Source organism: Streptomyces sp. LUP30 (assembly GCF_001746365.1).
GTDB lineage: Bacteria > Actinomycetota > Actinomycetes > Streptomycetales > Streptomycetaceae > Streptomyces.
The window spans coordinates 21,705-44,287 of record NZ_MJAJ01000064.1; the positions used below are offsets into that span (position 1 = coordinate 21,705).

The 22,583-nt window shown below is 73.0% G+C and carries 21 protein-coding genes; 10 read left to right on the forward strand and 11 right to left on the reverse strand.

The window, feature by feature from the left end; genetic code table 11:
* Nucleotides 1-216 precede the first annotated feature (216 nt).
* Nucleotides 217-1,569 (forward strand): aminotransferase class I/II-fold pyridoxal phosphate-dependent enzyme, encoded by a 1,353-nt coding sequence (locus BG482_RS35420; RefSeq protein WP_107450866.1) that lies wholly within the window; start codon nt 217-219, stop codon nt 1,567-1,569.
* A complete protein-coding gene (locus BG482_RS35425; RefSeq protein ID WP_069773341.1) occupies nt 1,566-2,678 on the forward strand; it encodes an MBL fold metallo-hydrolase in 1,113 nt (370 codons plus the stop codon). The genes BG482_RS35420 and BG482_RS35425 overlap by 4 nt, the downstream gene beginning before the upstream one ends.
* 130 nt (nt 2,679-2,808) lie before the next feature.
* On the opposite strand, the gene BG482_RS35430 is transcribed toward BG482_RS35425, so the two are convergent.
* Both BG482_RS35430 and BG482_RS35435 read right to left on the reverse strand, forming a co-directional pair.
* A complete protein-coding gene (locus BG482_RS35430) occupies nt 2,809-3,438 on the reverse strand; it encodes a DedA family protein (RefSeq protein ID WP_069773323.1) in 630 nt (209 codons plus the stop codon).
* Nucleotides 3,435-4,208, reverse strand: a complete 774-nt coding sequence (locus tag BG482_RS35435; RefSeq protein ID WP_069773324.1) for an MBL fold metallo-hydrolase — start codon at nt 4,206-4,208, stop codon at nt 3,435-3,437. Before BG482_RS35435 ends, BG482_RS35430 begins: the two co-directional genes overlap by 4 nt.
* An 84-nt stretch (nt 4,209-4,292) precedes the next feature.
* Here BG482_RS35435 and BG482_RS35440 point away from each other — a divergent pair, with 84 nt between their 5' ends.
* From BG482_RS35440 to BG482_RS35460, 5 genes are all read left to right on the forward strand, one after another.
* Nucleotides 4,293-4,703 carry a hypothetical protein gene (locus tag BG482_RS35440; RefSeq protein ID WP_069773325.1) on the forward strand — a complete coding sequence of 137 codons (411 nt, stop codon included), beginning with the start codon at nt 4,293-4,295 and terminating at the stop codon, nt 4,701-4,703.
* A 143-nt stretch (nt 4,704-4,846) separates the two neighbouring features.
* On the forward strand, nt 4,847-6,973 hold the full coding sequence (locus BG482_RS35445) for a phage holin family protein (protein ID WP_370745941.1): 2,127 nt from the start codon (nt 4,847-4,849) through the stop codon (nt 6,971-6,973).
* Nucleotides 6,974-7,079: 106 nt separating this feature from the next.
* Nucleotides 7,080-8,141 (forward strand): ATP-binding protein, encoded by a 1,062-nt coding sequence (locus BG482_RS35450; protein ID WP_069773326.1) that lies wholly within the window; start codon nt 7,080-7,082, stop codon nt 8,139-8,141.
* A complete protein-coding gene (locus BG482_RS35455) occupies nt 8,138-9,934 on the forward strand; it encodes a hypothetical protein (RefSeq protein ID WP_069773327.1) in 1,797 nt (598 codons plus the stop codon). Before BG482_RS35450 ends, BG482_RS35455 begins: the two co-directional genes overlap by 4 nt.
* A gap of 71 nt (nt 9,935-10,005) precedes the next feature.
* Nucleotides 10,006-10,434 (forward strand): OsmC family protein, encoded by a 429-nt coding sequence (locus BG482_RS35460; RefSeq protein WP_069773328.1) that lies wholly within the window; start codon nt 10,006-10,008, stop codon nt 10,432-10,434.
* 219 nt (nt 10,435-10,653) lie between these two features.
* On the opposite strand, the gene BG482_RS35465 is transcribed toward BG482_RS35460, so the two are convergent.
* From BG482_RS35465 to BG482_RS35485, 5 genes are all read right to left on the reverse strand, one after another.
* Nucleotides 10,654-11,061: a hypothetical protein gene (locus BG482_RS35465; protein WP_069773329.1), complete on the reverse strand. Its 408-nt coding sequence runs from the start codon at nt 11,059-11,061 to the stop codon at nt 10,654-10,656.
* Nucleotides 11,058-12,779: a right-handed parallel beta-helix repeat-containing protein gene (locus tag BG482_RS35470; protein ID WP_069773330.1), complete on the reverse strand. Its 1,722-nt coding sequence runs from the start codon at nt 12,777-12,779 to the stop codon at nt 11,058-11,060. Before BG482_RS35470 ends, BG482_RS35465 begins: the two co-directional genes overlap by 4 nt.
* A 131-nt stretch (nt 12,780-12,910) precedes the next feature.
* Nucleotides 12,911-13,732 (reverse strand): SAM-dependent methyltransferase, encoded by an 822-nt coding sequence (locus BG482_RS35475; RefSeq protein WP_069773331.1) that lies wholly within the window; start codon nt 13,730-13,732, stop codon nt 12,911-12,913.
* 55 nt (nt 13,733-13,787) lie between these two features.
* A complete protein-coding gene (locus BG482_RS35480) occupies nt 13,788-14,651 on the reverse strand; it encodes a helix-turn-helix transcriptional regulator (protein ID WP_069773332.1) in 864 nt (287 codons plus the stop codon).
* Nucleotides 14,652-14,760: 109 nt separating this feature from the next.
* A complete protein-coding gene (locus tag BG482_RS35485) occupies nt 14,761-15,630 on the reverse strand; it encodes a helix-turn-helix domain-containing protein (RefSeq protein ID WP_069773333.1) in 870 nt (289 codons plus the stop codon).
* A gap of 162 nt (nt 15,631-15,792) precedes the next feature.
* Here BG482_RS35485 and BG482_RS35490 point away from each other — a divergent pair, with 162 nt between their 5' ends.
* Nucleotides 15,793-16,098 carry a 4a-hydroxytetrahydrobiopterin dehydratase gene (locus tag BG482_RS35490; RefSeq protein WP_069773334.1) on the forward strand — a complete coding sequence of 102 codons (306 nt, stop codon included), beginning with the start codon at nt 15,793-15,795 and terminating at the stop codon, nt 16,096-16,098.
* Between the two features lie 157 nt (nt 16,099-16,255).
* Nucleotides 16,256-17,047, forward strand: a complete 792-nt coding sequence (locus BG482_RS35495) for a class I SAM-dependent methyltransferase (RefSeq protein WP_069773335.1) — start codon at nt 16,256-16,258, stop codon at nt 17,045-17,047.
* Here BG482_RS35495 and BG482_RS35500 read toward each other — a convergent pair.
* Both BG482_RS35500 and BG482_RS35505 read right to left on the reverse strand, forming a co-directional pair.
* Nucleotides 16,974-17,597 (reverse strand): hypothetical protein, encoded by a 624-nt coding sequence (locus BG482_RS35500; protein WP_370745940.1) that lies wholly within the window; start codon nt 17,595-17,597, stop codon nt 16,974-16,976. The genes BG482_RS35495 and BG482_RS35500 overlap by 74 nt on opposite strands.
* Nucleotides 17,594-18,082 (reverse strand): hypothetical protein, encoded by a 489-nt coding sequence (locus BG482_RS35505; protein WP_069773336.1) that lies wholly within the window; start codon nt 18,080-18,082, stop codon nt 17,594-17,596. Before BG482_RS35505 ends, BG482_RS35500 begins: the two co-directional genes overlap by 4 nt.
* 127 nt (nt 18,083-18,209) lie before the next feature.
* On the opposite strand from BG482_RS35505, the gene BG482_RS35510 reads away from it, so the two are divergent.
* On the forward strand, nt 18,210-19,178 hold the full coding sequence (locus BG482_RS35510) for a YafY family protein (RefSeq protein ID WP_069773337.1): 969 nt from the start codon (nt 18,210-18,212) through the stop codon (nt 19,176-19,178).
* Between the two features lie 151 nt (nt 19,179-19,329).
* On the opposite strand, the gene BG482_RS35515 is transcribed toward BG482_RS35510, so the two are convergent.
* Entirely contained in the window at nt 19,330-21,993 is a 2,664-nt protein-coding gene (locus BG482_RS35515) for a cellulose-binding domain-containing protein (RefSeq protein WP_069773338.1), read from the reverse strand.
* Between the two features lie 328 nt (nt 21,994-22,321).
* Nucleotides 22,322-22,583: glycoside hydrolase family 48 protein (locus BG482_RS35520; protein ID WP_141746566.1), on the reverse strand; the 262-nt coding region annotated here is incomplete at its 5' end.

Here is a 22,583-nt window from a genome sequence, read left to right on the forward strand (position 1 = left end):
TGTGACCGGCGCAACGCCAGACGGCGGTCATGGGGCGCCGCCCCACCGGGTACTCATCCCCCAGGGGGCACGAACCGCCTCCTACGAGGGTCCGGCCCCCTGCGAACGCCGAGTCCCGGACGGGACGGCGCGCACCACGCGCCCTGTGACGTCCCACGGCCGGGACGCCACAGGGCGCCGAGCACGACACGAGGGACGGACTGCGCGGAGGACGCGATGCCACGGACGGAGCCGGGGGACCAGGGACCCGTCCGGGAGCCCGGCTCCGTGCCGGACGAGGGGCCGGTGCCGGACGATCGCTCCGCGGCCGACGGACCCGGATCGGGCCGCGGCCGCGCGCAGGGCCACGGGCCCGTCCGCTACGGCCCGCCGCCGCCCACCGACGTCCTGCCGGTGCTGCCGGAACTCGCCTCGGTGCTGGCCCGGGCAGCCGGCCGTGCCGAGGGCGAACCGGTCGGCGGCGGCCCCGCCCTCCTCGACGCGGCCCGCGGTTACTGGTCCCGACGCGGCGCCCCCGCCGGGCCGGGCCGGGTCGTGGCCGGCCCGGGCGCCCCCGCCCTGCTGCTCGCGCTGACGGCCGCCCTCGGCGGCGACGTCCTGGTGCCCCGGCCCTGTGCGGCCTGGTGGGCGCCGTACGCACGTCTGCTGGGGCGACCCGTCTTCCATGTGGCCACGCCCGCCGAGTGCGGCGGCGTCCCGGATCCCTACGCCCTGCTGGAGACCGTGCGCCGGGTGCGCGCCGAGGGCGGCGACCCGCGGCTGCTGGTGCTGTCCGTGGCCGACGACCCCACCGCGACCGTCGCGCCGCCCGAGGTGCTGCACGCGGCCGTGGAGGCCGCCGCGGGCGAGGGCCTGCACCTGGTCAGCGACGAGACCTGGCGCGACACGCTGCACGCCCCGCACGAGACCGTGCTGGTCAGTCCGGCCGACATGCTGCCCGAGCAGGTCACCGTCGTCAGCGACCTCGCCGGCGCGCTGCTGCCCGCGGGCTGGCCCGCGGCGATCGCCCGGTTCCCCGCGACGGCGGCCGGCGACGGCCTGCACGCGCGCGTGCTCGACGTGCTCACCGCCCTCGACGGACGCGTGGCCGCCCCGGTGGCGGCCGCTGCCGCCTACGCCCTGGCCGAGCCGGAGCCCGTCACCACGCGCGTGGCCACCGCCGTACGCCTGCACGCGCGTGTGGCGGACGCGCTGCACTCCGCCGTGGTCGCCGCGGGCGGTCTGGCCCGCCCGCCCCGGGCCGGCCGTCACCTGTACGCCGACCTGAGCCCGCTGCGCGAGGCGCTGTCCGCGCACGGGGTCGGCGACGCCCAGGAACTCGAGGACTTCCTCTCCGCCCGGCTCGGCATGCCCGCGCCGGGCGGTCACCGCTTCGGGGACGACCTCGGGGCGCTGCGGGTCCGGCTGTCCACCGGCATGCTCCTGGACGGGACGGACGCGCAGCGCAGGGAATGCCTCACTTCCCCCACGCCGTTGGAACTGCCACACGTGCAACGCGCGTTGATGCTCTTGAGGTCCGTCTTCGACGATCTCCGTGACGACGCTCAGCGATGGGAGCCTCCTCGATGACGCAGCAGTCCGAGACCACTGCCGGCACGGTCGCCTCCCACGAGGGCGCCACCACCTCCGCCACGGTCGCCGCCCGCGGCGACGACGCCCCGGCCCCGCTGTCCCCGCCGTCCTCCCTGTCGCCGTTGTCGCGGCCCGCCCCGCCGCTCGCCGAGCCCCGTCCGCCGGGCGAGCGGCGGGTGTGGCCGCGCAGTTTCCACGACCGGCTGACGTCACCCCTGCCGGGCCTCAAGGCCCTCGCCCGGTTCGCCCGCGAGGGCTCGGTGCGGCCCGGCAAGGAGGGGCTCGCCGACATTCCCCGGCTGCCCGTCGCACCCGCCCCGGCGCCCCGTGTGGACGCCCGCACGATCGCCGTCACCTGGGCGGGACACGCCAGTTGGGTGGTGAGCATCGGCGGCCTCACCGTCCTCACCGACCCGGTCTGGTCCCGCCGCATCCTCGGCACCCCGGCCCGCATCACCCCGGTCGGCGTCCCCTGGGAGGAGCTGCCGCGGGTCGACGCCGTCGTCATCAGCCACAACCACTACGACCACCTGGACGCCCCCACACTGCGCCGGCTCCCGCGCGACACACCGGTGTTCGTGCCGGCCGGGCTCGGCCGCTGGTTCCTGCGCCGCCGGTTCACCCGCGTCACCGAGCTGGACTGGTGGGAGGCGGCCGAACTGTCCGGCGTGCGCTTCGACTTCGTGCCCGCGCACCACTGGTCCAAGCGCACCCTGGTCGACACCTGCCGCACCCTGTGGGGCGGCTGGATGCTCACCGCCCCCGACGGACAGCGCGTCTACTTCGCCGGGGACACCGGCTACGGTCACTGGTTCTCCCGCATCGGACAGCGCTACCCGGGCATCGATCTGGCGCTGCTGCCGATCGGCGCCTACGACCCGCGCTGGTGGCTCAGCGACGTCCACTGCGACCCGGAGGAAGCGGTCCGCGCGGCCCTCGACCTCGGCGCCCGGCGTATGGCCCCGATGCACTGGGGCACGTTCGTGCTGTCCGCGGAGCCGGTCCTCGAACCCCTCACCCGCGTGCGTGCGGCCTGGGAGAGGGCGGGCCTGGAGCGGGACGACCTGTGGGACCTGCCCGTCGGCGGCTCACGCGTCCTGGAGTGACCCGCGCCGGGCCGTTCGCGCTCCTGCCCCGGGCGACGTCCGTGCCCGCCGTGATCCCGTGACCGGCGTGACGTCATGAGCCCGACGCGATACCACGCGCCCGCGTGCCGTCATGGCGCTCGCTGCGGCCTCAGGCGGTCCGGGTCCGTCTGACCCGGCGCCACAGGCTCGGCGCCGTGCTGACCACCACGGTCAGCACGACCGCGGCGACCACGCCCTCCCAGGGCTCGGGAAACAGCGAGCCGCCCAGGATCCCGATCAGCTGGTAGGTCACCGCCCACGCCAGACACGCGGGCAGATTGCCCCGCACGAAGCGGCGCAGCGGCCACTTCGCCATCAGACAGGCCAGCATCACCGGTATCCGGCCCGCCGGCACCAGCCGGGACAGCACCAGCACGGCCACGTTGTGGTCGGCGAGCTTCTCCTGGGCCTGCGCCAGCCGCTCCTCGGGCGCACGCGAGCGGATCGCCTCCAGCCAGCGCGAGCCGTTCTTCGACCGCATCCCGCGCCGCCCCAGCCAGTACAGCGCCGCGTCCCCGCAGAACGCCGCCAGCGACGCCGTCACGAACACCAGCGCCAGGGAGAACGGCGCCTTCTGGTGGAACGCGACCACGGCCGCCGTGCTCACCAGGGCTCCCGTCGGCACCACCGGCACCAGCGCCCCGATCAGCACCAGCAGGAACAGGGACGGATAGCCGAGCGCCTGCTGCGTGGCCTGCGTCGGTATGACCGTCGTGGCCGCGGCGGCCAGCACGGTCACCGGTCGGCCTTCAGACGCACGCTCTCCCCGTGCCCGAGCCGGTGCACCGCGACCCCCGGTGCCCGCTCCGCCGCGAGGCGCACGAACTCCTCACCGGGAGCATGGAATTCATGGGGGCGCACGGCGTCCATGCCGATCGGCCAGTACGTCCCGTAGTGCACCGGCACGGCGCTTCGGGGGGCCAGCCGGCGCACAGCCTCGGCCGCGCGCCCCGCGTCCAGGTGCCCCTCGCCGAGATAGGGCCCCCAACCGCCCACGGGCAGCAACGCCGCGTCGACCGGCCCGACTTCCTCGGCCATCTCCTCGAACAGGCCGGTGTCCCCGGCGAAATACGTCCGCGCCCGGCCCTCGATCACATATCCGAGCGCGGGGGAGCGGTGACGTCCGACCGGCAGCCGGCGCCCGTCGTGCCGCGCGGACACGGCGCGGACCAGCAGGTCGCCGACTCGCGTCTCGTCCCCCGGCGCCACCTCGCTCAGCCGCAGATGACGCAGCCGGCGCAACCCCGGCACGGCGCGCGGAGCGCCCTGAGGCACCAGCAGGCGCGTGCCCGGCGCGAGGCGCGCCAGCGAGGGCAGATGAAGATGGTCGGCGTGCAGGTGGGAGACGAGCGCCACGTCCGCCTGCCAGGCCTCGGGCCGGGGCAGGACGCCCCGGCGGCGGCGCAGATGCGCGAGCCGCCGCGCGAACAGGGGGTCGGTGAGCACACGTACGTCCGAATCCTCGACCGTGCAGGTGGCATGACCCCACCACGTGATCTCCACCGGCACCTCTTTGCCTCCTTCGCGCGACTCCCCCGAAGCCTACGGGCAGGAGTAGGGTCGGCGGCGAAACCCGGAGGTGAGGGGGACGCCATGGGACCGTTGCGGGTCATGCGGGTCACGGCGATCGCGAGTCTGACGCCGCTCGAGGAACTGGACGCCGATCCCTTCCTGGTGGACTCCCGAAGTCAGCACGCGATGTGCGCGCGGTGGGCGGCGGAGCGCGGATACGTCGTCGGCCGGGAACTGCTGGTGCGCGCGGTGCGCGCCGACCACTGTGTGCTGTGGGACGGCGTCCGGCCCGGGGTCGACCTGTTCGTCGCGCCGAGCCGCCGGGTGCTGGAGAGCGCGCTGTCGTCCATCGAGGAGTTCGCCGCGGAGTGCGCGCGGCGCGGGGTGCGGATGGAGACCGTCGGCAGCGCCGAGCCCGCCTACGACGCGCAGATGAAGGCCCGGGTGCACCGCAGGCTGTCGATGCCGACGGCCGGCTACGACGGACGGTAGACGGTGGTCCCGGAGGCCCGGGACGGCGGTATGACAAGGTGGAGGACGGCCCCGCGGGCGTCGGGGCCGGAACGCGAGGTGTACGGGGCGTGCGTGGGGTGCGGTGGCGGCGGGCCTTCAGCCAGGCCGGGCGCAGCATCGCGGTGTGGGGTGTGTCCACGCTGACGATGCTGGTGCTGGCCGGGATACTGCCGGACTTCCGGCTGCAGTCCGCCGACGGCGACAGCTCCACCACCATCGCCGTGACCGCGGCCGTCGGCGCCGGGGTGTTCGGCGTGCTGTCGGCCCTGGTCTGGCCGCTGCTCGTGCGCCTGCTGCTGCTGGTGCCGGCGCTGGTCCTGGGCCTGCTGGTGTTCTTCCTCAACGGCTCGCTGCTGCTGCTCGCCCTGCGGCTGAACCCCTCCGGGCAGAGCGAGGCGGCCCCCGAGACCGCCGTCATCGTCGCCGCCGTGATGTCCGCCGTGGCCTCCGCGACCGGCGGCGCCCTGGCCGTCCGCGACGACGACGCCTACCGCCGCCGTCTGTACCGGCTGGCCGACCGCCGCCGAAGACGCGGCCCCGCCTGTCCCGACACGCCCGGCACCGTCTTCCTCCAGCTCGACGGCGTCGGCCACGACGTGCTGCAGGCCGCCGTGCGCAAAGGGCTGATGCCGACCGTCGCCAGGTGGCTGGGCAGCGGGCCGGGGCAGGGCAGCGCCCGGGCCGTCGACGGCGGAGCCACGCACCGCCTCACCCCCTGGCGCACCGACTGGTCCAGCCAGACCGGCGCGAGCCAACTGGGCATCCTGCACGGCAGCAACCACGACGTGCCCGCCTTCCGCTGGTACGAGAAGGACAGCGGGGAGGTGATGGTCTGCAACCGCCCTACCAGCGCCGCCGAACTCCAACGCCGGGCGGTCGAACGCACCGGTGACGGCGGGCTGCTGTCCGCCGACGGCGCGAGCCGCGGCAACCTCTTCAGCGGCGGCGCCGACGAGCAGGCGCTCGTGCTGTCCATAGCCGCGCGCCGGCGCAGCCGGGAGAACCGGTCGAGGGACGGCTACTTCGCGTACTTCTGCGACCCGGCCAACGCGGTGCGCACGGCTCTGTCGTTCGTCGCCGAGGTGGTCCGCGAGATCGCCCAGTCCACCCGTGCCCGCCTGCGCAAGGAGCGCCCGCGCGTGGGGCGTGGCGGCCTCTACCCCCTCGTCCGCGCCTTCGCGACCGTCGTCGAGCGGGACGTGGTGGTGGCGGCCGTCACGGGCGACATGCTCGCCGGCCGCACCGCCGTCTTCGCCGACCTGGTGGCCTACGACGAGGTCGCGCACCACTCCGGGCCGCTCGGGCGGGACACCGAGCAGGTGCTCGGGCGGCTCGACCGGGCGCTCGCGCTGATCGAGAGCGTCGCCGAACACGCCCCCCGCCCCTACCGGATCGTCGTGCTGTCCGACCACGGCCAGAGCCCGGGCGAAACGTTCCACGCCCGCTACGGCCTCACCCTCGGCGACCTGGTCCGGGCCGGCTGCGGACTGCCCGTGCCGCGCCGGGCCGAGCGCACCCACAGCGGCGCGGAGGCCCGGGCGGCTGTTCGCGCGGCACTGCGCCGGCCCGTGGAGGAGGACGGCGCACACCACCGCCCGGCCGGCCGCGGCTCGGAGCCGGTCGTGCTCGCCTCGGGCAACCTCGGCCTCATCTCCTTCCCGGACGTGCCGCACCGGATGAGCAAGGAGGAGATCGACGCCCGTCACCCCGCGTTGCTGACCACGCTCGCCAACCACCCCGGCATCGGGTTCCTCCTCGTGCGCAGCGAGCAGCACGGCGGGGTCGTCCTCGGCGCGTACGGCGCGGAGATCCCCCTGGACCGGCTCGACGACGACCCGGGCCCGCTGGCCGAGTTCGGGCCGGGCGCGGCCGACGCCGTGCGCCGCACCCACTCCTTCCCGCACACCGCCGACATCATGGTCAACTCCTTCCACGACCCGGCCGACGGCGAGGTCCTCGCCTTCGAGGAACAGATCGGCTCGCACGGCGGCCTCGGCGGCGCCCAGGCCCGGCCGTTCCTGCTCTCCCCGCTGGCCCTGTCCGTGCCCGTCGAGGACGGTGCGGAGCCGGTCGGAGCGGAGCACGTCCACCGCGTGCTGCGGCGCTGGCTGCGCGAGTCCAACGGACCCGAGGTGCCGGTGGAGCCGGACACGGCGACCGACACGGAGCCGGGCACGAACGCGGAGACGGAGCCGGTCACGGAGCCGGGCCCGGAGCCGGAGACGGCGCCGGAGGAGCACGTCGCCTGAAATTCGGCTGCGCCGGGAGAAACACGGGCCCACACTGTCCGTGCGGATCCCTCCGCCCGTCCCGCGCACTCGCGCACCCTTCGCCTTCCCCCCGAGGAGTCCTGCTTTGCAGGCTGCCGTCGCCGTCACGCCCTCCCGTGTCCCCGAACTCCTGCTCGGGCTCGCCACCGTGCGACCGGTGTTCCTCTGGGGCGCCCCCGGCATCGGAAAGTCCTCCCTGGTAAGGGAGTTCGCGCAGTCCCTGGGACTGGAATGCGTGAGCCTGCTCGGCACCCAGCTCGCGCCCGAGGACCTGATCGGCGTGCCCCAGATCCGCGACGGCCGTTCGGTGTTCTGCCCGCCCCAGGCCATCGCCCGCGACGAGCCCTACTGTCTGTTCCTGGACGAGCTCAACGCTGCCACGCCCGACGTGCAGAAAGCGTTCTACTCGCTGATCCTCGACCGCCGGATCGGCGACTACGAGCTGCCCGAGGGCTCGATCGTCATCGGGGCCGGGAACCGGGCCACCGACAACGCGCTCGCCCGGCCCATCGCCTCCGCGCTCGTCAACCGTCTCACCCATGTGCACCTGGAGGCGTCCGCGAAGGACTGGCTGCGCTGGGCCGCGGGCAACGGCATCCACCCGTGGATCCTCGACCACCTCACCGACCGGCCCGACCACCTGTGGTCCAAGCCGCCGAAAACCGAGGAACCGTTTTCCACGCCCCGTTCCTGGCACATGCTCTCCGACGCCCTGCACTCCTTCGGCCGCGACCTCGACGAGGACACCCTGAAGGTCCTCGCGCACGGCACGCTGACGCCCGCACACGCCACCGCCTTCTGCGGCTACGTCAAGATCGTGCGCAGCCGGTACGGCATCGAGGCCGTCCTGAAGGGCGAGGCCTCCTGGCCGCACCGCGTCGAGGACCGCGACCTGCTCTACTACCTCGCCGACGCCTTCCGCGGCCGACTGGTCAAGGAGCTTCCCGCGGTCAAGGAGCACATGTCCGCGAAGGGCCGGCAGACCGCGTACCGCGCCAAGTCGCTGCTCGTGCAGCTCGCCGAGATCTCCGTGGAGGTCGCCCAGACCGTCATCGCCTCCGACGCCGACGGCAACCCCGTGCTGCCCGCCTGGTTCCTGGTCGAGGCGGCCCGGGACATGCCCCGGCTGGTGGAGGCGCGCCGGTGACCCGTGCCGACCGTGACAAGAAGAAACGCGACCTGGCCAGGGAGCACTTCGAGTCCGGTCTCGCCGTGATGCGCGCCAACCCGGCCTTGGCCGCCGTCGAGTTGGACGTCTGCCGTCGCGAGGCGTGCCCCACGGCTCCCCGCGACGGACTCGTGCGCGCCGACTCCAACGGCACCCTGCACGTGCACCCGACCCGCATCGTCGAACCCGCCCGCTGGGCCTGGTCGCTCGCGCACGCCGCCCTCCACCTCGGCTTCGGGCACCTCCCGGCGTCCAGGGACCGGCGCGATCAGCCCGACCGGTACGAACTCGCCGCGCGATGCACGGTCGTCAACCGCTTTCTGCTGACTTTCCGCGTCGGCGCCGCCCCGGACGACCTTCCGCCGACGTACCCCGGCGGCGACGAGGAGCAGCTCGCCGCCCGCTGGCGGCGCACCGGACTGCCGACCGCGTACGAGCACTGCGGCGCCGCCGGGAGGGAGGCCGACCAGGTGTTCGTCCCGTGGGGCCGGTACGCCGGGCAGGCGCCGGACTGGCAGCTGGCGTTCGCCGCCGCCCTGACCCGCACCGTGTCCGCCGCGATGGACATGGCGGGCGGCCGACGCGACTCCCTCGACGGCTCCGCGCCCGACCGCCGTCCCTGGGAGCGCGCCCTGAGCTGGTTCGTCTCCTCCTACCCCCTGCTCGGCGCCCTCGCGGCCGGCGTCGAGCTCGTCGCCGACGCCGAACTCGCCCGTGCGCACGGGATCTCGATCGCCGCCGTGAACGCGGAGGCGGGCGAGATCTACGTCAACCCGCTGCGCACCTTCGACGACGAGGAGTGGCGGTTCGTCCTGGCCCACGAGATGCTGCACGCCGCGCTGCGCCACGGCGACCGCTGCGGCGGCCGCGACCCCTATCTGTTCAACGTCGCCTGCGACTACGTCATCAACGGCTGGCTGCGCGAGATGCAGGTCGGTGTCATGCCCGAAGGGCTGCTGTACGACGTCCGGTTGGCCGGCCTGTCCGCCGAGGAGGTCTACGACCGCCTCACCGTGGACCTGCGCCGGATGCGACGTCTGGCCACCCTGCGCGGCAAGGGCCTGGGCGACGTCCTCGGCGCCCCGCTCGGGCCGCCCTGCGACCACGTCGACCTCGACGGCTTCTACCGCCGGGGCCTCGCCCAGGGTCTCGACCTGCACCGGAGGCAGGAACGCGGCTTCCTGCCCGGCGGGTTGGTGGAGGAGATCCGCGCGCTCAGCCATCCGCCACTGCCCTGGGACGCTCAACTCGCCCGCTGGTTCGACGAGTTCGTGCCCCGCCCCGAGCCGCTGCGCACCTTCGCCCGTCCTTCGCGCCGCCAGGCGTCCACCCCCGACATCCCGCGCGCCGGCCGCTGGTTCCCGCCCGAGGAGATCGCCCGCTGCACCTTCGGCGTCGTCCTGGACACCTCCGGATCCATGGACCGCACCCTCCTGGGCAAGGCGCTCGGCGCCATCGCCTCCTACGCACAGGCCCGCGACGTGCCGGCGGCCCGGGTCGTGTTCTGCGACGCGGCCCCGCACGACGCGGGCTATCTGCCGGTCGGCGACATCGCGGGCCGGGTCCGCGTGCACGGGCGCGGCGGCACGGTCCTGCAGCCCGGGATCGACCTGCTGCACCGCGCCGACGACTTCCCGCCCGGCGCGCCGCTCCTGGTCATCACCGACGGCTGGTGCGACGTCCTGCGGATCCGGCGCGAGCACGCCTACCTCGTCCCCCAGGGCCGCCGGTTGCCGTTCACGGCTCGGGGGCCGGTGTTCCGCGTGCGGTGAGCGAGAGTGTGATCGGATGGGGGGACGGAAAACCCGTCCCCCGACGGGTAACCCACGCGAAAGGAAGAACCGTGGCCACCACGCGCTCCGCACACACCGTCTGGGAAGGCAACCTGATCGAGGGCAACGGGGTCGTGACCTTCGACTCCTCGGGCGCCATCGACCAGCAGCCCGTGACGTGGGCCGCCCGCACCCAGGAGGCGAACGGCAAGACCAGCCCCGAGGAGCTGATCGCGGCCGCCCACTCCAGCTGCTTCTCCATGGCCTTCTCGCACGCCCTCGCCGGCGCGGGCACGCCGCCCGCCAAGCTGACCACCTCGGCCGACGTCACGTTCCAGCCGGGCGAGGGCATCACGGGCATCCACCTGACCGTCGAGGGCACCGTCCCCGGCCTCGACGAGGAGGCGTTCGTCGCCGCCGCCGAGCAGGCCAAGGTCAACTGCCCCGTCAGCCAGGCCCTCAAGGCCGTCCCGATCACCCTCTCGGCCAAGCTCGCCTGAACCGACCCGCCGACCCCGGGACTGCGGGGGTCGCGGTGCGGGCCACGGCGAGCCCCGCACAAGCCCGGAAACAGGCTCGGGAACACGTTCAGAAACAAGTCCGGCCTCGCCGGCCGGAGCCCCACCGGCCGGCGAGCCCGGACGGTCACGGCCGCAGGGCCCGGACGGTCACGGCCGCCTGGCCCGACGCGGAGGGCAGGGGGCCGGGCGACCAGGGATTCAGAGCAGGCCGCTGAGGCCCCTGATCGCCTCCTGTGCCCACTCCTGCGCCCCCACCGCCGTTCCGGCCGCGATCCCCGTCGCCACCGGGGCCAGGGCGCCCCTGAGTCCGTTCAGGGCGCGGCGCAGCCGGCCCGGCTCGGGATCCCGCGGTCCGGTCACCTCCGTCAGCACGTCCCGGGCGGCGGCCTCGGCGTCCTCGCGTTCGCGATCGGCGAGGCCGGCCCCGGGAAGCTGCCGCAGCAGCTCGCCCACCAGCGAGGCGAGCGCCTCGTACCCCGGCGCCACCGGGCCGTTGAGCTGCTGGTTCTGGGTGACCGTCTCGTTGTTCCAGGCGAACTGGGAGCTCGACACGGCGTCGTTGAACACCGGTCCGTCATAGTTGTTCACCTGCTGCGGGTCGTTCATCGGCCGACTCCGTCCTCGTCGCTGTGGTTGGTCTGCTGCTGGACGACGCTGCTGTTGTTCCAGGCCAGTTGGGCGTGATGGACCGCCTGGTGGAAGACGGGCCCGTAGTAGTTGTTGACGACGGACGTCGGCGCGGCGGCGGGTTCGGCGATCCGCACGACCGGCAGGGTCGTGCGGAGCGTGGTCAGGTCGACGCGGCCGTTGTGCTGGACGGCCGTGACCCCGGTGCCGGTCACCGAGCACTCCACCAGCCGGCCGCCGCCCGAGCCGTCGAAGCGCATGCCGGTGGCCGCGCAGTCGTCGAAGCGGCTGTGCGAGACGTCCAGATACGCCGAGCCCGTCACGCAGACGCCGAACGACTGGGCGTCGCTGACGCGGAGGTTCGCGACGACGAGCCGCGCTGTTCCGTGCGCGAGGGCCCCGCCGGTGGTCACCGCCGAGACGTCGCAGTCGTGCGCGTGCAGTTGCGCCTCCTCGCCGGCGCTGAAGCCCAGCAGCCCGCGCTGTGCGGAGACCCCCTTCAGCGTGGCCCGGGACTGGCCGACGACGGCCACGGCCGCCATGTCGAAGTCGTGGATCGTCGAGTCGGTGAGCTCGGCCGTCGTCCCGCCGTTGCCGCGGGTCTCCAGGCCGAACGGACAGCGCTCGACGCGGATCTGCTCGAAGACGGCCTTGCTCTCGTCCCAGACCCGCAGCGCGACGCCCGTCAGGTCCAGGACGGCGGTGCGGGTGAAGCGGCCCCGGGCCTTGTCGGTGACCGCGATGCCGACGTTGCCGCCCGTGACGCGGCAGCCGGTCACCCGGGGAGCGCCGCCGCCGGTGGACAACACGCCGATGTTCCCCGCGCCGAGGATCTCGCAGTCCTCGAACGTGCCCCGGCCCGCGTCCTGGACATGTACGCCGGTGTCCCGGCAGTCGGCGAACACACAGCCGTGCACCGAGGGGTCGGCGCCGCTCGCCACCAGGATCCCGTTCTCGGCGTCGGTGACGCGGGTACCGCGCACCGAGCCGCGGGACTGCTCGACGAACGCGAGCGCCGCCATGTGCACGGCGTCGATCCTGCAGTCCTCCACCGTCAACTCGGCCCGGGTGTCCGCCATGAGGGCCGCCTTCTCGGTCCCGGTGACCTCGCATCCGGCGAGATGCGCCCATGCGTCACTGACCCGCACGCCGTGGATGCGGGCACCGTCGACGCGACTGGCCCGCATCGTGACCCGGGCGCTCTCGATCACCGCGAGGGCGTTGTTCGCGGAGTCGGCGAACCGGCACCGTTCGACGTGCCCGGCGGAACCGGCGAACACGACCCGGCCGAACCAGAACTGACTGTCCGTCAATGTTGCGGCCGTGTGCGGCCGCACGTGCACGCACACCCCGTCGTGCGCCCGTACCTCCACCCGGTCGAGCAGGAGGGCCCCTCCCTGGCAGTCGACGACACCGGCGTCGGCGTTCCGGCCGACCAGCACGAGCCCTCGGACCGCCACCGAGCCGAGGACGTCGAGCACGGTGCCGCGGGGTCGGCTCACCACCACCGAGCCGGGCTCGCCGAGCGCGATCAGCTCGACCTCGCCGCGGAGGGCGAGCCGCTCCTCCTCGTAATGGCCGGGAGCGATCTCCACGCGCGCAGCCCGGCCCCGTGCGGCGGCGGCGCGCAGCGCGGACGCGATGTCGGGATGGGCGCCGCGACCCCCGTGCGGCGACACGACGTACTTCTTGACCATGCCCGCTTCCCCCGCAGCACCGACCGTGAAGAATCGTTGACTCGCGGTGGCCGATGCTACCGGAGCGGACCGGGCGTCGGACGGGCCGCGTGAGGCCTTCACCCGCCCCTCCGGCTCTCCGTCCCGCCCGGTCAGGGTTTGCGGGCGACCCCGGCGTAGACCGGCACGATGCCCTCTGCCTGGGCCGCCACGTCCTGCGGCTCCGGCCGCCAGCCGGAGACCGGGATCACGCCGGGGCCGAGCAGCTCCAGGCCGTCGAAGAAGCGGACGAACTCGGAGAGCGGCCGGGGGTGGAAGGGCGTGCCGCTGCGCCGGAAGTTCTCGGCCGCCTTCCCGACCGCCTCCGGGTTCAGATCGGCGGTCACCTGGGAGAGGATCAGCCAACTGCCCGGGGCGAGTGCGGCCGTGTAGTCCTTCAGCAGGCCGTGTACGTCGTCGCCGTCCGGGTCCGTGCCCAGATAGTGCGTCAGCGCCACCAGCGACAGCGCGACCGGCCGCCCGAAGTCCAGAGAGCCGGCGGCCCGGTTCAGCAACGCGACGCGGTCGCGGACGTCGGCGTGCACGTACCGGGTGGAGCCCTCGGCCGACCCGTGCAGCAGCGCCTCCGCGTGCCGCAGCCCGATCGGATCGTTGTCCGCGTAGACGACCCGCGCCTCGGGTGCCACGTCCTGCACCACCTGGTGCAGGTTGGGCTCGGTGGGGATTCCTGTGCCGACGTCCAGGAACTGGCGTATGCCGGCCTCGGCGGCCGCCCGCACGGCCCGCTGCATGAACCGCCGGTTGGCCCGTGCGCCGCGCAGCACCGTGTCGTCCACGGCGAGGATCCGCCGGGCCAGCTCCTCGTCCACGGGGTAGTTGTCCTTGCCGCCCAGCCACCAGTCGTAGACACGCGCGGGATGCGGCCTGGTGGTGTCGACACGTGCGGCGAAGTGGTCCGGGTCGGTTCCGGTCATCCTGGTCTGCTCCTGGAAAGGTCCGAAGGGGAGCGGCTCGGGCGGCGGGCCGCGTTCAGAGGCCGGCGCGGAGGTCGCGCAGGATGTTCTTGGTGTGCAGCGCCGACGCGGCGTGCGTCGTCATGTGGTCGAGGACCTCCAGATGCGCGGAGACCTCCTTGCGGTCGTCGAGATACAGGGCGCCGGTCAGATACTCGGTGACGACCATGTCGGGCAGTTCGGGCTCGGCGAAACGGAACAGCGAGAACGGCGCGGACGTCCCCGGATGGGGACCGGCCGCGAACTCGGAGATCTGCAGGGTGACCCGGTCGTGCTCGGCGAACTCCAGCAGTTTGTCGAGCTGTTCGGACATCACGGCGGCGTCCGTGCTCACGGGGCGACGCAGCACCGTCTCGTCCATCACCACCCACAGGTGGGGCGGGTCCTCGCTCTCCAGCAGTCGCTGGCGCGCCATCCGCAGCGACACGTGCCGCTCGATCGCCTCCGGGGTGGTCCGCCCGACGGTGCCCGCGTCCAGGACGGCCCGCGCGTAGTCCTCCGTCTGCAGCAGCCCCGGAACGAAGTGCGGCTCGTACGAGCGGATCAGCCGGGCCGCGCCCTCCAGGCTGACGTAGAGGCTGAACCACTCCGGCAGCACGTCGTGATAGCGCTGCCACCAGCCGGGCCGGTTCGCGTCCTCGGTGAGCGAGACGAACGTCTCGGTCTCGGCCTCGGGGACCCCGTACGTCTCCAGCAGCACCTGCACATAGGGGACCTTCAGCGCGACGTCGGCCGTCTCCATGCGGCGTACGGTCGCCGGGGCCACGCGCAGCGCGCGGGCCGCCTCCTCGCGACTGAGACCGGCCGCCTCGCGCAGCTCCTGCAGACGCCTGCCGAGCACCACCTGGCCCACCGTGGGCGCGGGCCGCCGTTCACTCACGCCACGTCTCCCCTACGCGTTCGGGCACACCGGCCAGTGTGTCACGTTCCGGTGCGCGACTCACGGGAACGGAGTCGAACATTCCTCGCGGTCTCGGCATGACGGTGCATCAACCGACAGCCGTGTGGAGGTACTTCACCGTGGCCGGGTCGGCCGGGAGGAACGTCTCGATGGCGAGTTCGGCGACGGTCACGTCCATGGGGGTGTTGAAGGTGGAGACGGACGAGATGAAGGAGAGGACCCTTCCCTCGTGTTCGATCCGCATCGGCAGCGCGAAGTACGGAACGTCTTCCGCCGGGCCGGCCGGAGGAGAGCCGGCCGAAGAAGAGCTGGTCGGAGAAGGGCTCTCGGCGAGCGGGTACGCGGCGACCTCGTCGTACAGCGCCCGCAGCGGCGCCGAGCGGTACAGCGCGATCTGGCGTTCCATCTGCGCCAGCAGGTGGCCGCGCCACTCCGGCAGGTTGTGGATGCGCGGCGCGAGACCCTGAGGGTGGAGGGTGAGGCGCATCGCGTTGAGCGGCGGCGTGAGCAGGGACTCCGGCACGCCGTCCAGCAGCATCGCGATGCCCCTGTTGGCCGCCACCACGTCGTACAGCGCGTCCATGACCAGCGCCGGATACGGCTCGTAGCCCCGGATGAGCCGCTCCAGTCCGGTGCGCAACGTGTCCAGCGCGGGGTCGTCGAGCGGGGTCTGGGGGTAGCGCGGGGCGTAGCCGGCGGCCAGGAGCAGCGCGTTGCGCTCCCGCACGGGCACGTCCAGGCGTTCGGCGAGCCGCAGCACCATCTCCTCGCTGGGCCGGGAGCGGCCCGTCTCCACGAAGCTGATGTGCCGGGCCGAGGAGTCGGCGCTCAGCGCCAGTTCCAGTTGGCTCATCCGCCGACGCTCCCGCCAGGCCCGCAGCAACGGGCCGACACCACGGTCGGCGGGCACGGCGGGGACGGTGGGCACGGCGTTCGTACCGGTCGCGGCAGTGGTCATGCCCAAGACCGTAGTTGAGGAACGCAGGGATGTGCGCGGCTGTAGCCGCTCTCTCGCCGCGAGCGTCGCCTGCTGACCACGGGCGGACCTCTGACCAGGGCCGGGACGGCGTTCCTGTGGCACGCTGGACAGGTACGCGACACCCAGGAAGGGAGCCGGGACATGGCCGTCGAACCGCTGTCGCGGAAAGAGATCGAGGAGCACCTGTCCGAGCTGCCCGGCTGGTCTCTGGACGGCGACCGTCTCACCCGTTCGTACCGACTGGACTCCCACTTCGCCGCGGCGGCCCTGGTCGTCCATGTCGCCCGGATCCAGGAGGAGCTCGACCACCACTCCGAGCTCACCCTCGGTTACCACTCGGTGGCCCTCGCCGTGCACACCCACAGCGCGGGAGGGGCCGTCACCCGCCTCGACGTCGAACTGGCCCGCCGGGTGGAGGAAGCGGCCCCCGCACACGGGGCCCGCTGACCCACCAGGCAACACGGGAGAGAAACAGCAAGAAGCGGCAAGAAACAAGAAGAGAAGAAACAAGCGGCCAGAAATAAGCGGCAACAAGCGAGAAGCGCGGGGCACGGCGGGCAGGGAGCAGGGGCGGGCGACGGCGGCGACGGATCGGGGAACGCGCGTGCTGGACTACGACGAGGAAGCCGAACGGTACGACGTCTCGCGCGGCGGCGAACCCCGGGCGGCGGCCGCCGCGCAGGGCGTGCTGAGCCTCGTGCCGGCTCGGGCCCGCAGTCTGCTGGACGTCGCCTGCGGCACGGGCATCGTGACCCGGCGGCTCGCGTCCGGCCGGGAGGGGCTTCGCGTGACGGGCGTGGACCGGGCCCCCGCCATGGCCGGGCACGCGGCCGCCCGGTTGCCCGGCGCGGTCGTCCTCGCCGACGCCCGCCGGCTCCCCTTCCGGGACGGGGGGTTCGACGCCGTGAGCAGTGTCTGGCTGCTCCACCTCGTCGGAGATCCCGCGGACGCGCGGCGGATCGTCGCCGAGTGCGCGCGGGTGCTGCGGCCGGGCGGCGTCTACGTCACCACGGTCGACAAGGGCGCCTCGCACAACGTGGGCAGCGACATCGATGTCGTCCTGGCCGCCCGTCCGCCCCGCCCCGCCTCCGACACCGCCGAGGCCGTCGAGTCGTACGCCCTCGGATGTGGTCTGGTCCCGGCCGGCGAGGCCCGCTTCCCCGGCCGGGGACAGGGCCGCAGCCCGCGCCGGGCCATCGCGGACCTGCGACGCGGCTGGTTCGTCACCCTGCCGCCCGGGCATCCGCTCGCCGACGACTTCGCCGCCCGCCTCGCGGCCCTGCCGGACCAGGACCGGCCCCGCCCCGACCCGGTGTTCACTCTCAGGGCGTTTCGGAAACCGCCTTCTGGGATGATTCCGGTCGCGCGCCCTCGGGTGGAGCAATCCTTTGCGTAACCGGATACGCAACGGGGCGCGTGACGCTCGGGCGGGTGAAGTCCATGACCCAGTTGGTCAGCCAGGTCCGGCCGCCGTCCGACGAGAAGGCCTGTTCCCAGCGGGCGGAGGCGCCCGAGATGCCCGACCAGATGAAGCGGGCCCGCACGTTCCGTCCGTCGTGGACGTCGTCGCCGTAGAACTCTCCGCGATCACGACGGGGCCCACCCGAGCCCTCCCGGACGCCGGCCCCCTCGACCTCGTCTCCGTCTCCGTCGTATGTTCCGAAGCCGCCGATCACCGGGGGGAAGAGCCGGCCGCTGCGGCTGGACGCCCAGTTCAGCGACCACTGGCGGGTCTCCGGGTCGAAGAGCCGCAGGGTCAGTCCCTTCGCCCCGAGGTGCGGCATGTCGATCTCGTCGATGTTCGCGGCGCCGTCGAACAGCGGCCGGCACACGGCCGTGGACGCGAACTCCTCCCACTGGCTGCCGGGGTCGAGGAAGTCGGTGCGCCTGCGGTGGCGGACCTCCCACTCGCCGTGGAAGAAGTCGAAGTCGTGCGGGCCGCTCATGAACGCTCTCCCGTCGTCCGGTCGGTCAGGGAGTCGGCCAGATAGGCCTCGAGGTCCGGGGCCTCGGACGCCGGGCGGTCGAGCATGTGTCGTACCCACGCGTCCCGTTCGTGCAGGATCGGCGGCAGTTCCCAGACGCAGCCGATCCAGGGCCGGTCGGTCGTCACGAAGTGGGTGGGGTCGTGGTCCGGGCAGCCCAGCACCGGCTGGCCCGCCGCGGCGCCCCCGAAGTGCAGCACGTTGTCCCACACCCAGCTGTACGCGTTGAGGTAGGCGCCGTCGTCGCCGCCCCGGTGCAGGACGACGAACGTGGCAGGCGGCGTCCCGTCCGGCTCGGGCAGCAGGTCGGGGAGGATCGCGTAGGCCGCCTGCTCTACCTCCGGCGCGATGCCCGCCGGATCGGCGGTGACGTGGTAGCGCTTGATCCACCGTCCCGCGAGCTCCATCGGGGGAAGCACGGTCAGCGGTTTCTCGACGAAGGGCACGCTGGGCGCAAAGGACGCAGAGGAGACCGGGGGAGCCGGGGGCGCTGCGGAGGCGAGGGGTCGGGCAGTGGGGCGGGAGAAGGTCATGGGCAGGACGTTAGGGCCGCTTCGCTGACATCATGTGTCAGTGAAGTCCAGCCGTCTCGTCTCGATCCTCCTGCTGCTCCAGACGCGGGGGCGGATGACCGCCGCGCAGCTCGCCGAGGAGCTGGAGGTGTCGGTGCGCACGGTCTACCGGGACGTCGAGGCGCTGGGCGCGGCGGGCGTCCCGCTGTACGGCGACGCGGGCCACGCGGGCGGCTACCGCCTGCTGGACGGATACCGGACCCGTCTGACGGGACTGAACGCCGACGAGGTCGAGGCCCTCTTCCTGGCCGGCGCTCCCGGCGCCGCCGCCCAGCTCGGCCTCGGATCGGTCCTGGCCGCCGCGCAGCTCAAGGTCCGTGCCGCGCTCCCGGCGGAGCTGCGGGCGCACGCCGACCGGATCAGCGGCCGCTTCCACCTGGACGCGCCCGGCTGGTACACGGAGGCGGGCGCGCACGAGGCGCCGTATCTGACGGCGGTCGCCGACGCGGTGTGGAACAACCGGGTCCTGCACGTCGTCTACCGACGCTGGAAGGAGCCCACCGACGTCGAACGCCGGCTCGAACCCTACGGACTGGTTCTCAAGGCGGGACGCTGGTACGTCGTGGCCGGCCCAGGACCGCGTACCTTCCGCGTCGACCAGATCCTCGAACTCACCCTGATGGAGCAGGAGTTCGTGCGACCGGCGGACTTCGACCTGGCCGCCCACTGGGCGGAGTACCAGCGCGGATTCCACGAGCGGCTGTACCGGGACAGGGCGGAGGCGGTGGTGCGGCTCGCGCCGGGCGTGGCGCTCACCCGGGCGACGAGGCTCGACGAGCCGCCGGCGGCGGACGGCTGGACGACGGTCACGGTGCCGATCGAATCCGTCGAGCACGCCCACGCCGAGTTCCTGCGCCTGGGGGCGGACGTCGAGGTGCTACGGCCGGCCGGACTGCGTGCGCGGATCGCGAGGACGGTGACCGAACTGGCCGCGAAATACGGCGACCCGCGTGCATCCGGGGACGGGTGAGGGGACGGCGCCCGTCCGTCCCCTCGGTCCTCATGGTGGGTGCGGTCCTCACGGTGGTGCCGGTTCAGGGCCTCGGGCGTGCCCTGTGGTTCCGGTCCACGGTTCCGCTCCGTGATGCCGCACGCGAGCGTGCGGCGGGCCCCCGCCGGTTTCAGTTCACCGTGCAGCTCTGATCGCCGAGCTTGAACACGCCCGGTTTCGTGTTGGACCCCGACCAGCTGCCGGTGAAGCCGAAGGCGACCGACGAACCGGCCGCCACATTGCCGTTCCAGCCGATGTTCTTCGCCGTCACGGACGGACCCGACTGGGTGTGGTCGGCGTTCCAGAGCTGGGAGACCGTCTGCCCGTCGGCGAAGCTCCAGTTGAGGCTCCAGCCGGACCACGCGGTCGTCCCGGTGTTGGTGAGCTTGACGTCCGCCTGGAAGCCGCCCGACCACTGGTTCGTGATCGTGTACGTCACCGCGCAGGCTCCCGTCGGCGTGGGTGGCGTGGGGTCCGTGCCACCCCCGCCGTCCCCGCCGCCGGTGTCGGAGGTGTCGCCGTAGACGACGCCCCGGCCGTTCGTCGACACGTACACCCGCCCGTACACCCTCGGGTCGCCGGTGATGGCCCCGCCGGTCCAACCCCACTGGTGGGCGTCGTCGTTGATGCGGGTCCAGGTCGCTCCCTTGTCCGTCGAGCGGAAGATGCCACGGACGCCGGCGATCTTCGCGCTGGTGTACAGGGTCTGGTACGACGCTCCTGTGGCCGCCTTGCCGAAGCCGATCGTGTCCGCCTGCTCGACGTTGGACAGCTTGGCGAAGGTCGCGCCGGCGTCGGTCGAGTGCCACAGTCCGTAGACGCCGTCGCTCGCCCCGCCCGCCAGCCAGACGTCGCCCCGGACGCCGGGCAGCGCCTTGAAACGCACGCTGTCCCCGCTGGGCAGCCCGGTCGCCGAAGACGCGGTGAAGGTCGCGCCGCCGTCCGAACTCACGTAGAACTTGCCGGACTTGAAGCCGTAGAAGACTTTGGGGTCGACCCGGTCCGATTCGACGATCGCGTCGGCGGGGATCCCGCTCGCGGCCTGCCACGAGGTGCCGAAACCGGTGGTGTACTGCACGGGCGCGCCCGCGGGGCTCCACACGAACCGGCTGCCGTCGGCCGCGGCGGCGACCGTTCCGCCGCCGCTGACGCCCGACGGGTCGGTGCCGGCGAACCAGTTGGCGCCGTTGTCCGTGGAGAACGCAACGTGCGGGCCGGAGTCGAGGTTGCCGACCCGGACCACCGTGGCGGGGTTCTTCTCGGCGAAGTCCAGGCTCGTCGTCGTCGTGAAGTTCGGGGAGGTGAACATCATCGACGGCGTCTTCGTCAGATCCGTGTGGCGGAAGCCGCCGACGTCGCCGAGCGCGCTGAGCAGCGGGGCGCCGGTCGGGGGAGAGGCCAGGTCGTTGACCGCCGTCTCCTCCAGCCCCTGCACCATCGGTTTGAGGGTGAACCGGCCTCCGCTGTCCCACTCGGCGAGGTTCTCCGTGCCGTAGATCGTCGCTCCCGTGCCGTACATCATGCGGCTGGAGTTGAACGGGTCGATCTCCAACGCCTCCGTCATCCAGCCGAGTTTGGGCGCCTGCTCCGGTGGCGACGGGTTCGCCCCCCAGGTCAGCCACGGCGAGGACGAGACGTCCATCGTGTACCGGTTCGCACGGGTGGGATACGACGTGTAGTCCCATGCCTTCGTCCAGGTGCCGCCGCTGTTCGTCGAGCGGAAGATCTGCGTGTCCGGCCACCAGGAGCTGTAGGCGGTGGCCATGACGGTGCCCGGCCTCTGGCGGTCGATCGTCAGACCGCTGAAGCCGTAGTAGGTGTCGGCCTCCGCCACCGGGCTGATGTCCGTCCACGTCCCGGTGGTCGTCGCGTACCGCCACAGCCGGCCCTTGCCGCCGTCGTAGGGGCCGCCCTTGTCGCTGTAGGCGATGTACAGATAGCCGTTGACGGCGTCCAGAACACCCTTGTGCGCCAGGTAACCCGTGGGCTGTCCGGCCAGCCGGGACCAGGTCGCGCCCGCGTCCGTCGAGCGGTACACGGCGTTGTCCTTGTCCGCCACGCCGACGTAGACCGTCTTCGTCGCGGTGCCGGACGTCCCAGTGGACTCGTCGAAGGTGACCCAGACGATGCCCTGGTTGTCGGAGGCGTACCCGCTCGTGTCGGCCGGATCCTGCTGGTAGTTGCCGACGTTGGGGAAGCCGGTCACCTGCGACCAGCTGACGCCCGAGTCCGTCGACCGCCACAGGCCCTTGCCGCTCGGGGCGCCCAGGTAGAGCACGCTGTTCTTGTTCGGGTCGACCGCGAGCCGCTCGCCCATGCCCCGGCCGGGCATGTTGCCGCCCAACTTGAAGGGCAGATCCGTCTTCCGCCAGCTCGCGCCCCGGTCGGCGGAGCGCAGCACGGCCCCGTTCCCCGGATCCCAGCTGTTGGTGTATGTGCCGACCGCCGCGTACACCTTGTTCGGGTCGACGGAGTCGGAGGCCAGGCTCACCACGCCGGTGTGCCCCCAGTCCGTCCAGCCGACCGAGTCCAGCAGAGGAGTCCAGCTCTTGCCCGACTCCTGCCAGCGGTACGCGCCGCCGATGTCGGTGCGGGCGTAGGCGAGGTTCTTCTCCTTGCGGTTGAAGACGATGCCCGGCACAAAGCCGCCGCCGTCGATCCGGGCGTTCTTCCAGGTGTACGACTCGGCGGCGAGCGTCGCCCTCGGGCTGTCCGACGCGAGCGCGGGCGGACTGCCCGCGATCAGGCCGGCGGCGAGCGCCAGTACGGCCGTGAGGATGCGGGTTCTTCGCACGGTGGGGGTTCCTTCCTCGCGAAACGCCATGGGGAGGAGATCGGTGCGGGGGGAAGTGCGAGACGTGCGGTTGCGGGGTGGAGGGGCGGGTGCGGGGCGTGCGATTGCCGGGCGGCCCCCTGTGCGGGTGGGGGCCGCCCGGCCTGGGCCCCGTCGTCAGGTGACGGGGCCACGTACGCGGAGCCTTCGAGCGACTCCGTCGAGGGGCGGCGTCACCCCGCGCGCCCGGATCCCGAAGGGGCTACCAGGGGCGCGGGGCGCCGCGCGGCCGGTCATGTCCGGCCACGCGGACGAACACAGCCCGCACGGCGGAGTGCTCAGCGGGGGTTTATTCGAGAAGCTCCGCGTACGAGCCCATGGCCAGGGCGATGTCCGCCTGGGCCCAGAAGCGGTGGTAGGTGAACACGGGGGCGGCGCCGCCTGCGAGGTAGGCCTGGATCTTCGACCAGGCCGGGTCGTTCTTGTAGAAGGAGCGCAGGGAGGCGAAGGTGGAGGTGGAGTCGATGGCGTCGCCGTTGGGCATCTTGCCGGTGTAGCCGCTCGGGACGTAGACGCTGTCGTTGAAGCGGTTGTAGTCGGCGCGGGTTTCG

Excerpts from the sequence above, each read along its gene's own strand:
- BG482_RS35420 (WP_107450866.1), top strand. The coding sequence starts at position 217 with ATGCCACGGACGGAGCCGGGGGACCAGGGACCCGTCCGGGAGCCCGGC.
- BG482_RS35425 (WP_069773341.1), top strand. The coding sequence starts at position 1,566 with ATGACGCAGCAGTCCGAGACCACTGCCGGCACGGTCGCCTCCCACGAG.
- BG482_RS35440 (WP_069773325.1), top strand. The coding sequence starts at position 4,293 with ATGGGACCGTTGCGGGTCATGCGGGTCACGGCGATCGCGAGTCTGACG.
- BG482_RS35465 (WP_069773329.1), bottom strand. The coding sequence starts at position 11,061 with ATGAACGACCCGCAGCAGGTGAACAACTATGACGGACCGGTGTTCAAC.
- BG482_RS35470 (WP_069773330.1), bottom strand. The coding sequence starts at position 12,779 with ATGGTCAAGAAGTACGTCGTGTCGCCGCACGGGGGTCGCGGCGCCCAT.
- BG482_RS35475 (WP_069773331.1), bottom strand. The coding sequence starts at position 13,732 with ATGACCGGAACCGACCCGGACCACTTCGCCGCACGTGTCGACACCACC.
- BG482_RS35485 (WP_069773333.1), bottom strand. The coding sequence starts at position 15,630 with ATGACCACTGCCGCGACCGGTACGAACGCCGTGCCCACCGTCCCCGCC.
- BG482_RS35490 (WP_069773334.1), top strand. The coding sequence starts at position 15,793 with ATGGCCGTCGAACCGCTGTCGCGGAAAGAGATCGAGGAGCACCTGTCC.
- BG482_RS35500 (WP_370745940.1), bottom strand. The coding sequence starts at position 17,597 with ATGAGCGGCCCGCACGACTTCGACTTCTTCCACGGCGAGTGGGAGGTC.